This is a genomic window from Streptomyces sp. NPDC049687 (assembly GCF_044465285.1).
Classification (GTDB): Bacteria; Actinomycetota; Actinomycetes; order Streptomycetales; family Streptomycetaceae; genus Streptomyces.
In genome coordinates this window covers 53833-74116 of record NZ_JBITLN010000014.1, presented here as the reverse complement: position 1 = coordinate 74116, position 20284 = coordinate 53833, and the positions used below count along the sequence as shown (strand labels likewise).

At 72.7% G+C, this 20284-nt stretch carries 16 protein-coding genes; 8 read left to right on the top strand and 8 right to left on the bottom strand.

The genetic code is table 11. The annotated features are described in order from the left end of the window. From ACIBVL_RS34225 to ACIBVL_RS34195, 7 genes are all read left to right on the top strand, one after another. The gene (locus ACIBVL_RS34225) at positions 1–2022 is read left to right on the top strand and encodes a GTPase (protein WP_399103482.1); all 2022 of its coding nucleotides are present in this window, start codon (positions 1–3) and stop codon (positions 2020–2022) included. A gap of 247 nt (positions 2023–2269) precedes the next feature. Next, the gene (locus tag ACIBVL_RS34220) at positions 2270–2731 is read left to right on the top strand and encodes a single-stranded DNA-binding protein (protein ID WP_399103480.1); all 462 of its coding nucleotides are present in this window, start codon (positions 2270–2272) and stop codon (positions 2729–2731) included. Between the two features lie 282 nt (positions 2732–3013). After that, positions 3014–4429: a Cys-Gln thioester bond-forming surface protein gene (locus tag ACIBVL_RS34215; RefSeq protein WP_399103478.1), complete on the top strand. Its 1416-nt coding sequence runs from the start codon at positions 3014–3016 to the stop codon at positions 4427–4429. A gap of 83 nt (positions 4430–4512) precedes the next feature. Further along, positions 4513–4881 carry a hypothetical protein gene (locus ACIBVL_RS34210; RefSeq protein ID WP_399103476.1) on the top strand — a complete coding sequence of 123 codons (369 nt, stop codon included), beginning with the start codon at positions 4513–4515 and terminating at the stop codon, positions 4879–4881. A 218-nt stretch (positions 4882–5099) separates the two neighbouring features. Further along, positions 5100–6764 carry an energy-dependent translational throttle protein EttA gene (gene ettA, locus ACIBVL_RS34205; protein WP_399103474.1) on the top strand — a complete coding sequence of 555 codons (1665 nt, stop codon included), beginning with the start codon at positions 5100–5102 and terminating at the stop codon, positions 6762–6764. Positions 6765–6770: 6 nt separating this feature from the next. Further along, positions 6771–7181 (top strand): acyl-CoA thioesterase, encoded by a 411-nt coding sequence (locus tag ACIBVL_RS34200; protein ID WP_399103472.1) that lies wholly within the window; start codon positions 6771–6773, stop codon positions 7179–7181. Further along, positions 7178–7873, top strand: coding sequence for a hypothetical protein (locus ACIBVL_RS34195; protein WP_399103470.1), 696 nt, complete (start codon positions 7178–7180; stop codon positions 7871–7873). The genes ACIBVL_RS34200 and ACIBVL_RS34195 overlap by 4 nt, the downstream gene beginning before the upstream one ends. A 14-nt stretch (positions 7874–7887) precedes the next feature. On the opposite strand, the gene ACIBVL_RS34190 is transcribed toward ACIBVL_RS34195, so the two are convergent. After that, complete coding sequence (locus tag ACIBVL_RS34190; RefSeq protein WP_399103468.1) at positions 7888–8301, bottom strand: globin; 414 nt, start codon at positions 8299–8301, stop codon at positions 7888–7890. Positions 8302–8388: 87 nt separating this feature from the next. Between ACIBVL_RS34190 and ACIBVL_RS34185 the strand changes: the two genes are divergently transcribed. After that, positions 8389–9399: a methyltransferase domain-containing protein gene (locus ACIBVL_RS34185; protein ID WP_399103466.1), complete on the top strand. Its 1011-nt coding sequence runs from the start codon at positions 8389–8391 to the stop codon at positions 9397–9399. A 15-nt stretch (positions 9400–9414) separates the two neighbouring features. On the opposite strand, the gene ACIBVL_RS34180 is transcribed toward ACIBVL_RS34185, so the two are convergent. The 7 genes from ACIBVL_RS34180 to ACIBVL_RS34150 form a co-directional block, all read right to left on the bottom strand. Continuing rightward, positions 9415–11142 carry an FHA domain-containing protein gene (locus ACIBVL_RS34180; RefSeq protein WP_399103465.1) on the bottom strand — a complete coding sequence of 576 codons (1728 nt, stop codon included), beginning with the start codon at positions 11140–11142 and terminating at the stop codon, positions 9415–9417. 70 nt (positions 11143–11212) lie between these two features. Continuing rightward, positions 11213–12559 carry a VWA domain-containing protein gene (locus ACIBVL_RS34175; protein ID WP_399103463.1) on the bottom strand — a complete coding sequence of 449 codons (1347 nt, stop codon included), beginning with the start codon at positions 12557–12559 and terminating at the stop codon, positions 11213–11215. Positions 12560–12659: 100 nt separating this feature from the next. Continuing rightward, on the bottom strand, positions 12660–13982 hold the full coding sequence (locus ACIBVL_RS34170; RefSeq protein ID WP_399103461.1) for a PP2C family serine/threonine-protein phosphatase: 1323 nt from the start codon (positions 13980–13982) through the stop codon (positions 12660–12662). A 3-nt stretch (positions 13983–13985) separates the two neighbouring features. Continuing rightward, positions 13986–16451, bottom strand: coding sequence for a tetratricopeptide repeat protein (locus ACIBVL_RS34165; protein ID WP_399103459.1), 2466 nt, complete (start codon positions 16449–16451; stop codon positions 13986–13988). A gap of 2 nt (positions 16452–16453) precedes the next feature. Continuing rightward, positions 16454–17782, bottom strand: a complete 1329-nt coding sequence (locus ACIBVL_RS34160; RefSeq protein ID WP_399103457.1) for a hypothetical protein — start codon at positions 17780–17782, stop codon at positions 16454–16456. A gap of 61 nt (positions 17783–17843) precedes the next feature. Then, positions 17844–18875 (bottom strand): glutamate ABC transporter substrate-binding protein, encoded by a 1032-nt coding sequence (locus ACIBVL_RS34155; RefSeq protein WP_399103455.1) that lies wholly within the window; start codon positions 18873–18875, stop codon positions 17844–17846. 14 nt (positions 18876–18889) lie between these two features. Continuing rightward, entirely contained in the window at positions 18890–20281 is a 1392-nt protein-coding gene (locus ACIBVL_RS34150) for a hypothetical protein (RefSeq protein ID WP_399103718.1), read from the bottom strand. Between the last annotated feature and the right edge of the window lie 3 nt (positions 20282–20284).

Sequence of the window (20284 nt, the reverse complement as noted above, 5' to 3'; positions counted from 1 at the left end):
GTGACCGCCGTCACTGACGAGGACCACACGGACAACAGAGGCAACGACCACACGGACAACACAGGCCACAGGGAGAACAAGGGCAACGCCGAGAGCAGCGACCACGCAGAGGACGGCCTCTCCGTGGAAGGCGAGGCCGGGAGCACCCACGCGGAGGGCCGGGCGCGGAACCGCGGCGAGGCCGGTCGGGAGGAACCCGCCGACGAGAGGGAGCCGGTCGACGCGAGGGAACCGGCCGACCACGCGCGCGTGCCGGAAAGGACCACCCCCGCGCGCGTGCGCGAACCCGGGGGCCCCGCGGACAGCCGTACGGACTCCGCCGGCGCCTGGGACGACGGGCTCATCGCGCGCCGGGTGAACGAGGGGTCCGCCGCCGAGCAGGCCGCCGTCGCGGCGGAGACCCGGGCCGGCGGCGTCGCACCGGTCCCGCCCCCGCTCGCCTACGACGGCCCCCTGCGCTCGCGGCTCGACGCGCTGCGCGAACTCGTGGGCCTCTCCCGCGCCCGCCTCGACAACCGGACCCTCGCCGAGGCCGGCCGGGTCCTCGACGAGGCGGCGGCCCGGCGCAAGCTCTCCGGGCAGCACACCGTCGTCGCCATCGCGGGTGCCACGGGCAGCGGCAAGTCCCAGCTGTTCAACACGCTCGCCGGGGTGCCCATCTCGGAGACCGGCGTCCGGCGCCCCACGACCGCCGCGCCCATCGCGTGCAGCTGGAGCGACGGCGCCGGGAGCCTCATCGACCGGCTCGGCATCCCGGGCCGGCTGCGCAGACGGCCGGTGCAGAGCGCCGAGGCGGAGGCGCAACTGCGCGGACTCGTCCTGATCGACCTGCCGGACCACGACTCCGCGGCCGTGCAGCACCGCGAACAGGTCGACCGCATCCTGGCCCTCGTCGACGCCGTCATCTGGGTGGTCGACCCCGAGAAGTACGCCGACGCCATGCTCCACGAACGCTATCTGCGGCCTCTGTCGGGGCACGCCGAGGTGATGTTCGTCGTCCTCAACCAGGTCGACCGGCTGCCCGGCGAGGCCGCCGAGCTGGTCCTCGACGATCTGCGCAGGCTGCTCGACGAGGACGGCCTCGCCCTCGGCGAGTACGGCGAACCGGGCGCCACCGTCCTCGCGCTGTCCGCGCTCACCGGCGACGGCGTCGGCGAACTGCGCGAGCTGCTCGGCCAGTTCGTCGCGGAGCGGGGCGCGGCGGCGCGCCGGGTCTCGGCCGACGTGTCCGCCGCGGCGGCCGGGCTGCGGCCCGTCTACGTCACCGGGCAGCGCACCGGGCTCAGCGAGGAGGCGCGGGACGAGTTCGCCGCCCGGCTCGCGGACGCGGTGGGTGCCACCGCGGCGGGTGAGGCCGCCGAACGCGCCTGGCTGCGCAACGCCAACCGTGCCTGCGGGACGCCCTGGCTACGGCTGTGGCGGTGGTGCCAGGACCGGAGCGACCAGGTCACCGGCCGGACCCCGGTCCGCACTCAGGCCGACGAGGAGGCAACGGCCCGCCAGCGCGTCGAACAGGCGGTGCGGACGGTGTCCGAACGGGCCTCGGCGGGACTGCCCGCGCCCTGGGCGCAGGCGGTGCGCGAGGCGGCCGTACGCGGTGCGCAGGGGCTGCCCGAGGCGCTGGACGAGCTGGCGGCGCGGACCGGACTGCCGCCGGGGCGGCCGCCGCGGCCGGGATGGTGGCCGGTGGCCGTGCTGGCGCAGGCGTCCATGACGCTCCTTCAGATCGTCGGCGGCCTCTGGCTGGTGGGGCAGATCGCCGGGGTCATGGCGCCGAACCTGGGGGTTCCGGTGCTGCTGATGGTGGCCGGGATCGTCGGCGGCCCGCTCGTGGAGTGGGGCTGCCGGATGGCGGCACGGGGGCCGGCCCGGCGGTACGGGCAGGACGCGGAACGGCGGCTGCGGGAGGCGGCCGCCGGGTGCGGCCGGGCCCGGGTCCTGGATGCCCTGGCGGCGGAGTTGCTGCGCTACCGGGAGGTACGCGAGCAGTACGGGCGGGTGGTGGGGGCGGGGGTGCGCTGACACGGGCGTGCGGGGCCCGGCGTCCGGGGCGCTCCACAAGTCATCTACGTGGCTCACTCGTCCGGGTGGTGGAGTTCTCCACAGGCGGGGGGTGATCCACAGGGCTCGGCGGGCCCGGTCCGGCGGAGGCAGTCTGGCTTCACGGCGATCGCGACGGACGCGGTCGCCCTGGCAACCGCAGCCGTACGGGACGGGCCCGTGCGGGTGTCCGTCCGGCGGAACGGCCGGGCGACGGGAGGGGGTTCGCGTGAACGAGACGATGGTGTGCGCGGTGGGCAACGTGGCGACGCAGCCGGTCTACCGGGAGCTGGCGTCGGGACCGTCGGTGAGGTTCCGGCTGGCGGTGACCGCGCGCTACTGGGACCGCGAGAAGAGCGGCTGGACCGACGGGCACACCAACTTCTTCACGGTGTGGGCCAACCGGCAGCTGGCCACCAACGCGGCGGCCTCGCTGAACATCGGCGAGCCCGTGATCGTGCAGGGCAGGCTGAAGGTGCGCACGGAGACGCGCGAGGGGCAGCAGGGGTGGACGTCGGCCGACATCGACGCGGTGTCGATCGGCCACGACATCGCGCGCGGCACCTCGGTCTTCCGGCGCTCGGCCAGGCCCGAGCCGGCCGTGGCCGGCGCACCCGGGCAACCGGAACCCAGTTGGGAGACACCGGTCGGGGAAGCGGCTGAGGCACGGGAGCCGGCGGCGGTGACGTGATGCTGACGTCGTGTCAAGAGGCGCCCTGAGGCGACGGGACGGCGGCTTGTCGGCGGATTCACCGTCAACACGCTGTGGATTTGTCGACAAGCGCCGCCTGTGGGCGCCCGCGGGGTGATCTTGGGGATAACGATTCCGAGTCGGATCGTCCATCGGATGACATGACCGGGAAGCGGGGGCGCGGGCGTCTCTAGGATGCCGGACGTGGCTCATGGGGCTTCTGATTCTGCTGGTGGGACCGTACCCCCCACGTCAACGGGTCCTGCACGAAGGGGAATTGCGTTGATTTCTTCGTTCTCCGCGCCGTCCGCGCGTCGGCGGGGCGCCGCCCGCCTCGCCGCGGCGGCGCTGGTGTCCGGACTCGTCGCCGTCGGCGTGGTCGCCTCCGCGGGCACGGCCGCCGCCGACGGGACCACGCAGACCCAGAGCGGAGCCACCGCGACCATAGGCGGCCTCAAGACGTACGGCGCCGCCGTGATCCACGACGACAGCGGGGACCAGGAGGTCTCGGCGGGTCTGTTCGAGATGTCCGTCGAGGGCGGCGGCACCCTGCAGACCTACTGCGTCGACCTGCGCAACCCGACCCAGCGGGACGCCAAGTACCACGAGACTCCGTGGAGCGGCACCTCGCTGGCGGCCAACGAGAACGCGGGCAGGATCAGTTGGATCCTGCAGAACTCCTACCCCCAGGTCAACGACCTCGCCTCGCTGGCGAAGCAGGCCGGTATCACCGGCGGTCTCACCGAGCAGGACGCGGCGTCCGGCACCCAGGTGGCCATCTGGCGCTACTCGGACGGCGCGGACGTCGACGCCGTCGACCCGCAGGCCGAGCAGCTCGCGGACTACCTCCAGAAGGCCGCCCGTGACGTGCCCGAGCCCGAGGCGTCCCTGACCCTCGACGCGCCGGCCGTCTCCGGTCACCCCGGCGAACTGCTCGGGCCGGTGACGGTGCACACCGACGCGAGCGCGGTGACGGTGGCGCCGCCGCTGGACGCCGCCACCAGCGGGGTGCGGATCGTCGGCAAGGACGGCAAGGCCGTCACCTCCGCGCGCGACGGCAGCCAGCTCTTCTTCGACGTGCCCGCCGACGCCGAGGCGGGCTCGGCCGAACTGACGGTCCAGGCCTCCACCACCGTGCCCGTGGGCCGCGCCTTCACCTCCGAGAGCCGCAGCCAGACGCAGATCCTGGCCGGCTCCAGCGAGTCGACCGTGTCGGCGACGGCGAGCGCGACGTGGGCGAAGCAGGGCGCCGTACCGGCCCTGTCCGCGGCGAAGAACTGCGCCAGGAGCGGTGTGGACATCACCGTGGCCAACCAGGGCGACGAGGCCTTCACCTTCGGCCTGATGGGCACGGAGCACGTCATCCGGGCGGGCACCTCCCAGACGGTGACGATCCCGCTGCAGGAGGACCAGGCCTACGACTTCACGATCACCGGCCTCCAGGGCGCCGAGAACCGCTTCACCGGTGTCCTGGACTGCGTGACCCAGTCCGCGGAAACCTCGAGCCTGACCACCCAGACCCTCAGCGACCCCAGCCCGGCCACCGTCGGCGGCACCACCGCCACTGACACCAACCTCGCCGAAACAGGCTCCTCCAGCGCCACCCCGATCATCGCGGGCACCGCCATCGGCCTGGTGGTGATCGGCGGAGCGGCCCTGCTCCTGGTCGGCCGAAAGGAGAACGGGGCACGAGGCTGACGGCCGTTCCGCCGCTGGACCGACACGTCTGGTCCGTGCATGCGGAACCGTCTACTCCCTGGGGCCCGGGGCACGCGATGTCCATGACACTGGCGCGCTCCTTACCCGACGATCCCACCGAGTGGTGGATTTTCCTGGGCACCTTCGTCCTCTACGCAGTCGCCCGCTGGTTCTTCGCCTGGCAGCGGGCGCGGCGCGAGGGCGACAGCCACCCGGTACGCGCCGCCTTCGCCGAGGAGGACGATCCCCCCACGCAGGTGTCGGGTGGCTTCCGCTCCTACCGGCAGTTCTTCGGCTTCAGCGGCAGCGCCGTCGCCGTGGTCCTGGTCGCCGCGCTGACAGCGGGCCGACTCCGCGTCGTACTGCTGTGGATCATCGTGCCGCTGCTGGTCACAGCGCTGTCGTACCTCGACTTCCGGCAGGCCCGCAAAGCGCGCTCAAGAGCTTCGTAGGGGCGCCCGACTCGCCATGACCGGGCCCTCTCCGGGCCGTCCGACGCCCTCCGGGGCCACTCGACAGCGCCCGACAGTGACAGACGAGCCCCAGCTGCCAACAGCGAAACCCCAGGTCAGAGCCCCCCGGTCTTACGGGTTTCCCCCCAGGGGTGGCAGTCCGGCAAGATGGGGTGTATCTGCCCACTGCCAGATTTCAAGCTGCCGGACGGTTTCTCTTGGCTGAGTACATCTACACCATGCGCAAGACGCGCAAGGCGCACGGCGACAAGGTGATCCTTGACGACGTGACGCTGAGTTTCCTGCCGGGCGCGAAGATCGGTGTGGTCGGCCCGAACGGTGCCGGTAAGTCCACCGTTCTCAAGATCATGGCGGGTCTCGAGCAGCCCTCCAACGGTGACGCGTTCCTCTCGCCCGGCTACTCCGTCGGCATGCTGCTGCAGGAGCCGCCGCTGGACGAGTCCAAGACGGTCCTGGAGAACGTGCAGGACGGCGCCGCCGAGATCATGGGCAAGCTCAAGCGCTTCAACGAGGTCGCCGAGCTGATGGCGACCGACTACTCGGACGCGCTCCTGGACGAGATGGGCAAGCTCCAGGAGGACCTGGACCACGCCAACGCGTGGGACCTGGACACCCAGCTGGAGCAGGCCATGGACGCCCTGGGCTGCCCGCCCGGCGACTGGCCCGTCACCAACCTCTCCGGCGGTGAGCGCCGTCGCGTCGCGCTCTGCAAGCTGCTGCTGGAGGCTCCCGACCTGCTGCTTCTCGACGAGCCCACCAACCACCTGGACGCGGAGTCCGTGCAGTGGCTGGAGCAGCACCTCGCGAAGTACCCCGGCACCGTCGTCGCCGTCACCCACGACCGGTACTTCCTCGACAACGTCGCCGAGTGGATCCTGGAGCTCGACCGCGGTCGTGCCCACCCCTACGAGGGCAACTACTCCACCTACCTCGACACCAAGGCGACCCGTCTCAAGGTCGAGGGCCAGAAGGACGCCAAGCGCGCCAAGCGGCTCAAGGAAGAGCTCGAGTGGGTGCGGTCCAACGCCAAGGGACGTCAGGCCAAGTCCAAGGCCCGTCTCGCCCGGTACGAGGAGATGGCCGCCGAGGCCGACAAGATGCGGAAGCTGGACTTCGAGGAGATCCAGATCCCGCCGGGCCCGCGCCTGGGCTCCATCGTCGTCGAGGTCAACAACCTCTCCAAGGCCTTCGGCGAGAAGGTCCTCATCGACGACCTCAGCTTCACACTGCCGCGCAACGGCATCGTCGGGGTCATCGGCCCGAACGGCGCCGGCAAGACCACCCTCTTCAAGATGATCCAGGGGCTGGAGGAGCCGGACTCCGGCAGCATCAAGGTCGGCGAGACCGTCAAGATCAGCTACGTCGACCAGAGCCGCGAGAACATCGACCCGAAGAAGACCCTGTGGGCCGTCGTGAGCGACGAGCTCGACTACATCAACGTGGGACAGGTCGAGATGCCCTCGCGGGCGTACGTCTCCGCCTTCGGCTTCAAGGGCCCGGACCAGCAGAAGCCGGCCGGCGTCCTCTCCGGCGGTGAGCGCAACCGTCTCAACCTCGCGCTCACCCTCAAGCAGGGCGGCAACCTGCTGCTCCTCGACGAGCCGACCAACGACCTCGACGTCGAGACGCTGTCCTCCCTCGAGAACGCGCTGCTGGAGTTCCCGGGCGCGGCCGTGGTCGTCTCCCACGACCGCTGGTTCCTCGACCGTGTCGCCACGCACATCCTCGCCTACGAGGGCGACTCCAAGTGGTTCTGGTTCGAGGGCAACTTCGAGTCGTACGAGAAGAACAAGATCGAGCGGCTCGGCCCGGACGCCGCGCGTCCGCACCGTGCCACCTACAAGAAGCTGACCCGGGGCTGATCGATCTTGCGGCACATCTACCGCTGCCCGCTGCGCTGGGCGGACATGGACGCGTACGGCCACGTCAACAACGTGGTGTTCCTGCGCTACCTGGAGGAAGCCCGTATCGACTTCCTGTTCCGCCCGGAGAAGGACTTCAAGCAGGGCTCCGTGGTGGCGCGCCACGAGATCGACTACAAGCGGCAGCTCGTCCACCGGCACTCGCCCGTGGACATCGAGCTGTGGGTCACCGAGGTGAGGGCGGCGTCCTTCACCATCCGCTACGAGGTGAAGGACGGCGACCACGTCTACGTCACCGCGTCGACGGTCATAGTGCCGTTCGACTTCGAGGCGCAGCGGCCGCGCCGGATCACCGCCGAGGAGCGTGCGTTCCTGGACGAGTACCGGGACGACGCCGAGGAGGCCGTCGCCGCATGACGGTGCTCCACCTCGCCGACGAGGGGGAGGCGGCGGACCTCGCGGCCTTCCTCTCCCGGCTGCTCCACTACGACCGTGGAGCAGCGGTCCGGCTGCAGGCGGCCGGCACCGCACTCGCCGTCTTCGGCCGGCCGCCCTCCTTCGAGGTGCTCGCGATCCGCGCCGCACGGCTGGCCAAGCCGTACGAGGACGGGCTCGACGTCACCCTGGACGTGACCGTGTCGGCGGGGGAACTGCTGGAGACGGTGGACGAGGCCGCCGCGACGGCCACCGCGCCCGGAGCGGTGACCGGGCCGCCGTGGGCCGGTGTGCTGCCCCCGCGCGGCGGCTGGCGGGCGGAGAAGGGGCTGCCGGCACCGGACGAGCTGCGGGCCATGGTCGCCGCGGCCGTCGGCGAGTTCCGGCGCCGTAGCGAGGAACTGGCCCCCGAGAGCCGGGTCCGGACCGAACTCGACCGGATCGGGCGGGACATCTGGTCCCGGACGGTCGGGGACACCGGGCTTCCCGTGCGGGCCGTCCACGCGGCCCAGTCGCTGGGCTTCCTGCGGGCCGCCGGCGCCCCGGCGGATCTGGCGCTGCTCTCCTCGGGGGCGTGGCTGCGGCTGCGCACGCCGTACGGGTCGATCGCCGTACGGCGTACGGGGCCCGGGCTCGGGATGCCGTCCCTCAGCGTCCGCCGACAGCACCCCTGAGCGTCACGCCCACGTCACTCGGCGGTGTTCACCATCGACGCCGCCGCGTACGTCAGGTAGTTCCACAGCGTCTCCTCGTGCTCCTCGGAGAGGCCCAGCTCGTCGACCGCGTCCCGCATGTGCTTCAGCCAGGCGTCGTGCGCGGCCCGGTCGACCACGAAGGGCGCGTGCCGCATCCGCAGACGCGGGTGGCCGCGGTTCTCGCTGTACGTCGTCGGACCGCCCCAGTACTGCATCAGGAAGAGCACCAGGCGCTCCTCCGCCGGGCCCAGGTCCTCCTCGGGATACATGGGCCGCAGGACGGGGTCCTCGGCGACTCCCTCGTAGAAACGGTGGACCAGCCGGCGGAAGGTCTCCTCCCCGCCGACCTGCTCGTAGAAGGTCTGCTCCTGAAGCGTGCCGCGCCGAATCTCTTTCACGTACCCCATGGTCTCAGACGGGGAGACGGAGGACGGAAGGCCTAGGACCACCCATCCACGTTCGCCTCCGGGCGGGTTCCGCCGCACAGTGGAGGCATGAGCGCGTACGCCCTCGACAACGATCTCGAAGTCCTCGCCGCCTCGGCGCGGGCGGCGATGGTGCGCGGGATCCAGGCGAGCGGGGCCTTCGCCGCCGACCCCGGCTGGCGGGAGGCCTTCGCGACGGTCCCGCGTCACCTCTTCGTGCCGTACTACTACGTCAGCGGCGTCGGCGGATACGAACGGCGCTGGGGCGAGAGCCCCGACCCGCGCACCCGTGAGCGATGGGTGCGCGGCGCCTACGAGGACACCCCGCTGGCCACCCGGCTGCGCGACGGCGAGCTGCTCTCCTCCAGCAGTCAGCCCTCGCTGATGGCGCTGATGCTGGCCGAGCTGCGCGTCGAGGACGGCGACCGGGTGCTGGAGATCGGGGCGGGCACCGGGTACAACGCGGCGCTTCTGGCGTACCGGCTCGGCGACGACCACGTCACCACCGTCGACCTCGACCCGGAGATCACCGAGTCCGCGCGCCGGCACCTCACCGCCGCCGGATACCGCCCCACCGTCGTCACGGGGGACGGGGCGCGCGGGGTGCCGGAGCGGGCGCCCTTCGACCGGATCATCGCGACCTGCCAGCTGGCGTCGGTGCCGCGCGCCTGGATCGCCCAGTGCCGTCCCGGGGCGCTCATCCTGACCCCGCTGGCCACCGGCCTGGCCGCGCTGACGGTACGGGACCCGGAGCACGCCGAGGGGCACTTCCTGCACACCCCCGCCTTTTTCGTGCCCCTGCGCGGGGAGAACCGGCCCGAGCCCGAGCCGGTCCCGCTCGGCGGGGTGCCGCAGCGGGCCAGGGAGAGTGACCTGTTCCGGTTCCTGCTGTCCCTCACCCGGGGCACCCTCGACCCCCATGAGGCGTACGCCCTGTGGGAGCGCGAGGGCATGCCGGACCGGGAGCGCTACGGCGTCACGGTCGGCCCGGAACACGCGTGGGCGTGGCTGGACGAACCGGAGGGGCCGTACGCCTGGCCCCTGCCGGGTTCGTCGGGGGTGCGGCTGGTCGAGCCGTAGCCCTTCCCGGGGCGCTCAGCCCCGGCGGATCGTGATCGTCGTCCAGGCGCCCACGTGGACGCGGTCGCCGTCCTGGAGCGGTACGGGGACGAACGGCTGGATGGGTTCCTCCCCGCCGTTGACCGTCGTGCCGTTCGTCGAGTTCTGGTCGACGACCGCCCAGGTGCCGTCCGGCTGCTGGACCAGGACCGCGTGCTGGTGCGAGACGCCCGGGTCCTCCGGCGGCACCGACAGGTCTATGTCGGGGGTCTCGCCGGTGGAGTGCCGGCGGCGGCCGATGGTGACCTGGTTGCCGGTGAGCGTGCGCTGTTGCTCGGGGGAGTACGCGGGGAGGTTGAGCCCCGCGGCCTCCGGACCCGAGCGCTGCATCATCGCCATGAAGTACGCGCGGTCCGGTCCGATCGTCGCCGTCCAGGTCGCCGGCTGCTGCGGGAACGCCGGTCCGGGCGGGGGCGGTGCCTGCGTGGAACCGGGCTGCGGATAGCCGTAGCCGCCGCCCCGGGGGTCGGAGCCGGGGCCCTGGCCCTGGCCGGGGTGCGAGGGCGGGGAGATCACCCAGTCGTCGTCGGCGCCGCCGAAGGGCTGCGGCCGACCGGTCTCCTGCGGGAAGCCGGCCGGGGCCGACGGGCCGCCGGGGCCGGGGGACTGGAAGGCCTGCGGGATCCCCGGACCGCCGGGACCACTGGGGCCGCCCGGGCCGGGCGGCGGGCCGGGACGGGAGGGGTCGGCTCCGAAACCGGAGGGACCACCAGGACCGCCGGCCGGGCCACCGGGACCCGCGGGGTCACGCCGGAAGGGATCCGCGGGCGGGCCCGACGGCTCGCGTCCGAAGGGGTCGGCGGGGGGCCGGCCACCGGGACCGGAGGGCTCGCGCCCGAAGGCGCCACCGGGAGGCCCGGCGGGATTCGAAGGCTCACGCCCGAACGCGCCGGGGGCTCCCGGGCCTCCGGCCGTACCCCCCGGACCGCCGGGCTCACGCCCGAAGGCGCCCGGACCACCGGGCTCACGCCCGAACGCGCCAGGCCCCGAGCCCGGACCGCCGGGTTCACGCCCGAAGGCGCCGGGACCGCCCGGGCCTCCGGCCGTCCCCCCCGGACCGCCGGGCTCACGCCCGAAGGCGCCGGGACCGCCGGGACCGCCCGGTCCGCCCGCCGTGCCACCCGGACCCGAGGACTCGCGTCCGAACGCGTCAGGGCCGCCGGGCTCACGCCCGAAGGCACCGGGACCGCCCGGGGCACCGCCCCGCCCGCCGCCCGGGCCACCGGCCGTGCCCCCGGGCCCCGTCGGCTCGCTGCCGTAGGGCGGGCCGGGAGGAATCGGTTCGGCGGGACGGTTCACCTGGGACGGGCGGGAGCCCTGGTAGTCGAAGGCGTCGCTGCCGCCGTAGGACGGGGGCGGGGGCTGGAAGCGTGCGCCGGGGCCGCCCGGGGCGGGGGCCGGCGGGCGCGGGGCGGCCGGGGTGTACGAGGTCGCCGTGTTGGTCAGGAAGTTCCACCGGCACTCCTCGCAGAACGGCGCACCGCCCTCACGGGGCGTACGGCACTGCGGGCAGAGCTCCGGCTCGTGGTTCGGACCGGTGGACATCGGGCGCCCGCCGGGCTGGGTGCCCTGGGCAGGCGGGAAGCCGTAGCCGCCGGCCGTGGGGGGCGGCGGGGGCGGAGGCACGGCACCGGCCATGCGGTGACCGCAGACCTCGCACCAGTCGTCGGAACCCGACTGGTGTCCGTTCGGGCAGGTCGGCATGTCGGCGCGTCCCCCTCTCCTTCGGTGTCCTAGTAGGTCACTTGGTAGGTCGTTTCGTACGGCATGTACGTCACTTCTTTACACGAACAGTCTTTGTGGACCGGGTCTCGAGCGTCATCTCGTCGGCGTCCGCGACCCTCGCCTTCAGTCGCACAGTACCTGTCGTGGCGTCGACCACGTCCACCACCTTCGCAAGCAGTTTCGCAGTATCGGCGTTCCCCGAGACGCTCGCGAGCTGGACGGCCCGGCCCAGTTTGGCCGTCGCTCCATCCATATCTCCCGATTTACGAAGGTCCAGCCCCTGCTGGATGACCTCTGCCAGTTCGGCCTGCCCGGTGTAGTGCGCGACCTGGGGGTTGATCGACGTCGAGGCGGCCATGTCGTCGGTCCACACGGCCCTGACGAGACCCGGGGCCCCCACGGTCTGCCCGCTTCCGTCCGGTTGCGGAACGACCAGGGAGACCCGCGCGGCCAGCATCTCCTGGCCCAGGCTCGCGGCCGGGACCTCGACGCACACGTGGTAGTCGCGGGATTCGTCGCCCCAGGATCCGGTGGGGTAGTCGCCCGCGCGCGGGCCCGCCTCCGTACGGCGGTCGGTCAGCTCCTCGACCGTCGGCGCGACCTGCTTGACGAACTTGATGGTGGTGCCCACCGGCGTCCACAGCCGCAGCGCGACGTCCGCGATCTCCTTGCCCATCGCCGTCTCCATCATCTGCGTGAAGTCGGCGGCGAGAGCGGCCGGGTCGGCGACGATGTCGGCGGTGCCGAGCAGGGCGGAGGCGATCCCTGTGACTTCTTTCACTTCCCAGTCGGTGCCCACCCCGCGGGCGTCACAGGTGAAACGGCCGGCGCAGTCGTCGAGTGCGGCCTTGAGGTCCTGCGGCGACTCGTGCTCGTTGCGGCCGTCGGTGAGCAGGATGCCGTGCCGGATGGTGACCTCGGCGGAGGACAGCAGCCGGTCGGCCAGCCGCAGCCACGTCCCGATCGCGGTGCCGCCGCCAGCGCTGAGCCGGCGCAGGGCCTGTTTGGCCTGCTCCCGGGTGGTGGCATCGGCGACCGCGAGGCGTCCGCCGCCCGGGTAGACCTCCTTGGCCACGTGCGTGCCGCCGATCACCGCGAAGTGCACGCCGTCGCGCAGGGTGTCGATGGCGGCGGCCGTGGCGTCACGGGCGTTGCGCATCTTGGCCGGCGGGTAGTCCATCGAGCCGGAGCAGTCCACCATGATCGCCACGGCTGCGGACGGGCCCTGTCCGGGCGAGTACAGGTGCGGTGCGGCGACCGGGCTGCCGACCGTGCCGCCGCCGGTCGCGGTCACCGTGACGATCGCGTTGACCTCGCGGCCGCCCTCCGGCAGGTACTCGTTCTGGTAGACGTCCACCGAGAACTGCGGCACGTTCGACTTCGAGAAATTGGCCATGGCTACTCATATCCCCCTCGAAAACCCCGCGTTCGCGGGGTGATGTCTGGGTACGGGCCGGTCCCCTCCGGTCCGTACAGAGGCTTCCCCGTTTGCGGCCTCAGGCCGATCCTGCCCCCTGCGGTGACGCGGGGAACGGCACGACGGCCACTGTTACGTTGTCGTGGCCCCCGCCGTCCAGGGCGTGACCGACGAGGACCTGCGCGCAGTGCAGCGGCCGTACGGCCGCGTCGAGGGGGACGACCTCGGCCATCTCCTCGGCCGCCTCCGCGTAGTTCCACAGGCCGTCGGTGCACACCACCACGACACCCGGCCGGTCCGGCTTGAAGGAAGCGGTGTGCGGCTCCAGTTCGTAGGCGTCCGCGCCGAGCCAGCCGGTGATCGCGTGGGCGCGCTCGTCGGCGTAGGCCTCCGCCTCGCTCATCAGGCCCGCGGCGACCATCTGGGCGGCCCAGGAGTCGTCCTCGGTGAGCCGGGCCGGGGGTGCGGTGCGGTCGGCCGGGACCCAGTAGGCGCGGCTGTCGCCGACCCACCCGACGACCAGCAGGCCCGCGGTGACGACCGCGCCGACGAGGGTGCAGGCGGGGGCGTTCTGGTGCGGGGTGTGCTCGCGGGCGGTGGCGGGCTCCTCGGCCAGGGCGTTGACCGCGTACGAGGCGGCGACGATCGCTTCGTGCATCGCCTGCTGCGGGTGGGTGCCGTGGGGCAGGGCGGCCAGCAGCGACTCGCTCGCCGCCTTCGACGCGGCCATGGAGGCGTCGTCGGGGCGGGTCGCCGAGGAGACGCCGTCGCAGACGATCGCGACGAGCGCGGGGGAGCCGTCGGGCAGCGCGCTGTGGCCGAGGCCGAAGGCGTCCTCGTTGCGATGGTGCCGCAGGCCGCGGTCGCTGACGGCGGCCAACGGGCCCGACTCCAGCTCCATGTGGTCGCGTTCACGCGGCTGGGCGTGCCCGCAGTTCTCGCAGTACCCGTCGTCGTCGACCCGGCCGGCCCGGCACGCCACACACACCTTGGCCGCCTCGGCGGTGACAGCGGCCTCGGCGGCCACCCGCGGATCCGGTGCCTGCAGCGGATACTCCTCGGGCTCCGAGAGCCGGTCGAAGCGGACACCGGCGGGCGGCACCGCTGAGCCCTCCGCCGAAGGCTGCCCGCCGCTCGCCTCGAACCCCGGCGCCTGCACCGGTGCCGGGAGGCCGGAGGCGGGCCGGGCGGGCGGGGTGGCCCAGCCGGCGAGCGCTTCCGGAGGGGCCGCGGGCGCCGGAGGGGCCGAGCCGTTCATGGTGAGGGTCGGGTGGTCGTCCGGCTGGGGCGGTACGACCGACAGGTCGTATCCGCACGCACCGCAGAAACGGTCACCCGCGTCGAGCGGCTCCGCGCAGCTCGGACACGTCGGCAGGGCGGCCTGCCGGGGCATCTGGGACATCAACTACACCCACGTCCGGGGGCGGTAACGATTGGCACGTTCCACCAGGTCGATTCTCTCCTCACCGCGCGTCGCCAGCCGGGCCAGCGTGCGGTACGAGCGCTCCAGGCCGAAGCGGAGCCCCCGCTCGTCGAGTTGGCTGCCGAGCAACGGCCGCCGGGCGTCCGGGCCGGCGCCCTGGCCACCGGAGAGTATCCAGTCCAGCGCGCAGCCGAGGACTTCCGCGGACAACTGCTCCCGCCGCGTGGGGTCGAGGCCGTACGCGTCCAGCGCCTCGACCTGCGCCGCCGCCGCGGTGAGGTCCTCCTGAAAGGGTACGTCGGAGGCGGCCGCCGTCCGCTGCCGGAGCCGGGCCCGTACGGCGGCCACCCGCGCGGCGGTGTAGTGGATGGACGACTCCGGCACCGACTCCAGCGTCCGTACGGCACTACGACGGTCCCCGGCCGCGAGCTGCACGCGCGCGAGGCCGAACGCGGCGCTCACATAGCTGGGGTCGGTCGACCAGACGAGGCGGTAGTACTCGGCCGCGTTGTCCAGCTGGCCGAGCACCTCCGCGCACAGGCCGAGCGCCAGCTTGGGTGCGGGCTCGCCCGGGAAGGCGTCGTAGATCGCGTCGAAGGCGAGCGCTGCGCCCTCGTGGTCGCCGGTGACCAGCGAGGCCACGCCTCTGTACCAGACGACCCGCCAGTCGTCGGGCCGTTCGTCCTCCAGCTTGCCGAGGGACTGCAGGGCGGCCTGGTGGTCGCCGTTCTCCAGCCAGGCGCGGATCTGCCGCAGCCGGGTCTCCACCGACGGCGCCGGCGCCGCCACGAGGGCCGTGATCAGCTCGGCCGGCGCGGACGTCAACAGGCCCGCGAGGAAGCCCGCGTTGGGGTCGGAGGGGTCGACGTGCGGGACGGGCAGCGCGAGGCCGGCGGCGGCCGCGGGGACGGTCCTGACCAGTCCGGGGGCCACCGGGACCGGAGGAGGCGGGGCGGAACCGCCATTGCCGCTGGGCGCCCTGACGGCCCGTGCCCCCAGCCGCGACACCTCCCCGTCCAGCTTCGGGAACAGTTCGGTGTCCGTGACCTTCACCTCGGGCCCGAACAGCGTCGACACGGCGGGGCGGGCGCGCCCGCTCTGCAGCGAGACGACCTCCCGCAGCACGCCGGTGAGCTGCTCCGCCATCTCCTGCGCGGAGGCGAACCGGCGGGCCGGGTCCGGGTCGGTGGCGCGGACCAGCAGCCGGTAGAACGACTCGTACTGGCGGAAGACGTCGATGTTGTCCGGATCGGGCAGGGAGTCCGCGAAGACGGTCGTGTAGCCCTGGAAGTCGAAGGTCAGGACCGCCAGGGTGCGGCCCACGGTGTAGAGGTCGGACGCGACCGACGGGCCGACCTCGGCCACCTCCGGCGCCTGGTAGCCGACCGTGCCGTAGATGGCCGACTCGTCGTCGTCCATCCTGCGGACCGCGCCCATGTCGATCAGCTTGAGCTGGTCCTCGCTCTGGATCGCGTTGTCGACCTTGAAGTCGCAGTAGAGGAGGTTGCGGCTGTGGAGGTGACCGAGCGCCTCGAGGGCCTCGATGCCGTAGGCGCACGCCTGCTCCACCGGCAGCGGATCCCGCTTGCCGCCGGATGTGCGGCGGGCGTTGGCGATCTCCTTGAGGGACTTGCCGCCGACGTACTCCATGACGATGTAGCCGTCGAGCGAGCCGGTCCGCTGGTCGAGGTGCTCGACGAAGTTGTAGATCCGCACGATGTTGGCGTGCTCGATCTCGGCGAGGAAGCGCCGCTCGGAGATCGCCGCCGCCATCGCGTCCTGGTCACCGGTGTCCAGCAGGCCCTTCAGCACCACCCAGCGGTCCGAGACCGCGCGGTCCACCGCCAGGTAGATCCAGCCGAGGCCGCCGTGCGCCAGACAGCCCACGACCTCGTACTGGCCGTGCACGACGTCGCCGGCCTTCAGCTTCGGTACGAAGGAGTACGGGTGGCCGCACTTCGTGCAGAAGCCCTCCGTGCGCCCCGGGTGCTCGCCGCGCGCGCGACCCACCGGCGCCCCGCAGTCGGAGCGCGAGCAGAACCGCTTGCGCTCGGGCACCTCGGGGTTCTCCAGCACCATCGCGCGCGGGTCGGGCCGCGGCACCTGCGGCACCGAGACCAGGCCGACACCCAGCCGGGCCCGCCCGGAGGAACCGGCCGACGCACCGGAGCTGCGCACCGACACCGAGCGGCCCGTGGACTTGCCCGACACGGAGCGCGAGAGCCGTCCCGACACCGAGCGGCGCGACTTCGACGACTGCGACGACGTACGGGAACTGCGGGAGCTGGCACTGCCGCGGGTCACACCCGTCGAGGGCGAGCGGACCAGGCCGCTCTCCGAGACCACCGGGGCGAGGCCGCAGGTGTCGCAGTACAGCTCGCCGCCGCCCACGTCCTCGTACGACCCCTCGCAGCCCGGCCGCTGACACGTCTGCCCTGCCTGACTCATGGCTACCGCTCCCCCCTGTGGTCCTGAGGCTCGCCCTGTTCCGCCGCGCGCGGGACGGCCAGCAGTTCGGCGGCCGCCTGCTGGTAGCGCAGGACGGCCTGTTCGGCGACGCGCAGATCGCAGGGCGCGCTCCACAGCATGCGGCGCGCCGCGTCGTAGCGCTCGATGAGGAACGGGTCCTCGGCGAGGCCGTGCCGGGCGACCTTCGCCTTGTAGGCGTCGAGGCGGCCGCGCAGCTCCGCGCGGACCGCCAGCGGCGCGGTGACCGCCGTCAACGACTCGCGGGCGCGCAGCAGTTCGTACTCCGCCTTCTGCTCCAGGGACTCCAGGAGCGGCGACAGCCGGTGCCACTGGGCGTGGCGGCGGTACTCGGCGGCCGTCGCCAGCTGCTCCTGCAGCACGGTCGGCGGGCCGCTGACCACCGGCACCTCCGTCGCGGCGATCTTCGCGAGCACCTCACCGCGCGCGGTGCGCGCCTCGGCGAGCGTGCGGTCCGCGCGGCTGAGGATGTCCCGCAGCCTCACCAGCCGCTGCTCGGCGTCCTGGCGCACCGTCAGCACGGCGTCGATCTCCCGCCGCACGTCCTCCAGGGCGCGCGCCTCACGGTCGTACACCGTGGTGTCCGGACGGCCGCCGCCGGGCGCCGAACTGCCCTGCGAGGGCACCCAGTACGCCAGCGGGTCCGACACCACCTGTTCGCGCAGTCGCGTCAGCGTGCGGGTGATGCGTTCCAGGTCGTCGCCCGCCGGGTGCTCGCCCGGGCGCACCCCCACGGAGTGCGCGAGCTGGCGCGTGCGCTGGAGCTCGGCGGCCAGTAAATCGATCCGCGCGGGCAGCGCCGACCACACGGCGTCGGCGGCGACGACCATGTCCAGCGACGAGGCGTACAGCTCGTTCATCCGGTCGACGAGGGTGGTGAGGGAGAAGCTCTCGCTGAGCTTGCCGGTGCCGGCCAGGGTGGGCGCGTTCGCGGTGGCGGTGGCCGAGCCGGCGACCGTGACGGACTCGCCGCGCAGCAGCTCCGTCAGTTCCGTCAGGTCCTCGCGGCTGGACCAGCGGCGGCGCGAGCGGATCTCCCGCGCGGAGCGCAACGCGTCCGTGTACGCGTCGAAGTACGCCCACAGCAGGGTGATCGACGCCTCCGCGGACGCCCAGCGCTCCTTGGTGACACCGGTCAGGCGGGCGCCTTCGAGGAGCCGGCGGCCCGCGTGGTCCTGCAGGGCGAGCAGCGAGGTCTCGATCGCCTCGTGCTCCGCGCCGAGCCGCGCCAGCGCACGGTCGACCTCGTCCCGGTCCATCACCGGCCCGGGGGGTCCCGTGACGCTGCCCATCGATCACCTCTCCGCTGCTGTGCCGGTCGTCGGTCCGGTACGTCGCCTGCCTGTCGGTCCGTCAGCTCTTGCGCAGGTACACCGGCGCGGGCGGCTTCGACGGCCCCGCGTCGCTGCCCAGTGTCGCCGACAGCCACCTGTCGTACGACGCCTGCCAGCCGTTCGCCCGGTACTCCACGAGGATCTGGTTGACCCGGCGTACCAGGTCGTCGGCCTGCTTGTTCATCGCCACGCCGTAATACTCGGTCGTGAACGGTTCGCCCTTGAGTCCCACCGTGGGGTCCTGGGCGGCCTGGCTCGCCGCGAGCGCGCCGTCGGTGACGACCGCGTCGACCTCGCCGAGCTGCAGCCGGACCAGGCAGTCGAGCTGGTTGGGGACGACGGTGCCGAGGTTGACGCTCTTGGGGATGCGGCCCGCGTCCCGGTCCGCGGTGAGCCGTGAGTTGGCCGTCGAACTGGCCGCCGTGCAGACCTTCTTGTCGGCCAGCGTGTCGTCGTATCCCTTGATCGTGGACGACTTGGGGGCGAGGACCTGCTGGCCGGTCTTGAAGTAGGGCGCGGAGAACGCCACCTGTCCCACCCGGTCACAATTGATCGTCATCGTGCGCACGACCATGTCGACCCGGCCCTCCTTCAGCGCCGGGATGCGCTGGTTGGTCGGGATCGCCTTGAACTGGACCGCGTCCGGGTCGCCGAGGATGTCCTGCGCGATCCGGTGCACCAGGTCGATGTCGAAGCCCTCCAGCTCCGCCCCGGTGTTGTTCGGGTCGCGGTAACCCCAGCGATAGCTGTTCTGGTCGACGCCGACGATCAGCTTGCGCTTCTCGCCCTGCCGCGCCTTGATCGCGGCGATCGTCTTCCCGTCCGCGCCCGAGGGCGCCAGGGTCTCCTTCTCGGGGTCCGTGCACTCGGAGGCCGCCGCCGCGGTTCCGGAGGCGGCACCCGGGCCGCCCAGCCCCGTCGAGCCGTCCCCGTGGACCCGGGTGGTCAGCGGCAGCAGCAGCGCGCAGGCGAGCGCGAGCGCGCAGACGGCCGCCATCGCCCCTACTCCGCCCCAGCCCTTCAGACCGTCCCGTACACGTCGAGCACGCATCGTCACGCCCCCTCTCACCGGTACTCCGACAGCCTGCGGCCGATGCCGAGGACCGCGCCGGCCGCGCCCAGCACGGCGAGGACGGCCGCGCCGACCGGCAGTCCCGTCATGGCGTCCAGGCCGTCCCCGGCCGCCTGCTCGAACTCGGCCTGCTCGTGTCCGATCGCGGTGTCCAGATTGTGGTCGACGCTGTCGAAGCACTCGCCGGTCGCGCCCTTGCCGCCGATCACCAGGGCCAGCGCCTGCTCGTAGTTGCCGTTGTCGTCCTGGGAACGGGCCGCGGTGTGGCGCTTCTTCCACTCCGCCATGTTGCTCTCCGCCGACGTGACCGGCTTCTCGCCGGCCTGGTCGTCGGCGTACTTCGCGGCCAGGGCGAGTCCCTTGCCGAGGGTGGCGATGTCCTCGGTGAAGTCGTGGTCGTACTTGTCGAGTGTCTTCTCGTCCGCTCCGGAGCCGACCTTCACCGTCTCGGCGCCGCGCGCCACCAGCGTCAGGTTCTCGTTGCCCCGGGCCTTCAGGGAGGCGATCCGCGCGTCGTGCAGCACGTTCAGGGAACGCACGCCGTGGTCGTAGGAGTCGTTCAGCCCCGCGCGGGCCACGCTGTGGCCGATGACGAGCCACAGCAGGACGACGGTGGTGGTCGCCGTGGCCGCGACCAGGCCGTGGTTCAGCACCCGGTTCGTACGGCGGTAGTTGCGGTGCTGGGCCCAGGCGAGGCCGGCCAGCGCGAGGACGCCCAGCGCGATCGCCGCCCACGGGTAGGGCGTGGCGTCCGCGTAGTCGTCCTGGAGGCGCTGGTTCTCCTTCGTGTAGAGGTCCACCGCCGCCGGGAGCATGTCGTCCTGCATCTTCTGGTTCGCGTACCGCAGGTAGGCGCCGCCGACCGGGAAGCCCTGCCGGTTGTACGTGCGCGCCTGCTCCACCAGGCCCTTGTACTCCGGGAGCAGCTTGTTCAGCTTGGTGATCGCGGCGGCGGAGGGGGAGCCGGCGTCGGAGTTGTTCGCCGCGGTGACGAGCTTGGCGGCGGCGGTGTCGATGTCGTCCTCGTAGCGCTGCCGGGAGACGGCCGTCTCCCGGCCGCCCGCCAGGAAGCCGCTGGAGGCGGCCGTGTTGGCGTCCGCGAGGGAGCGGTAGATGTCGGCCGCGGCCGTGCTCAGGCGCTGGCTCTTGTGCAGCACGTCGTCGGCGGCGGCCTCGCGCTCGGCCGTCTGCCAGGCGGTGACCGCGCCGAAGGCGACCACGAGGAGGGCCAGCAGGGCGCCGATGATGCGGAGCCGTCCCGGCTCCGTGGTCGCGGCGGCGCGGGCCGTGTCGACGCCCTCGGCGAATGCCGTACGGCGTGCGGGCGGCGCTGGCGGTGGTGCGGTGCTCGGTGCCGGGTTTGCCACGTCGTTGACCTCCCCCATGGT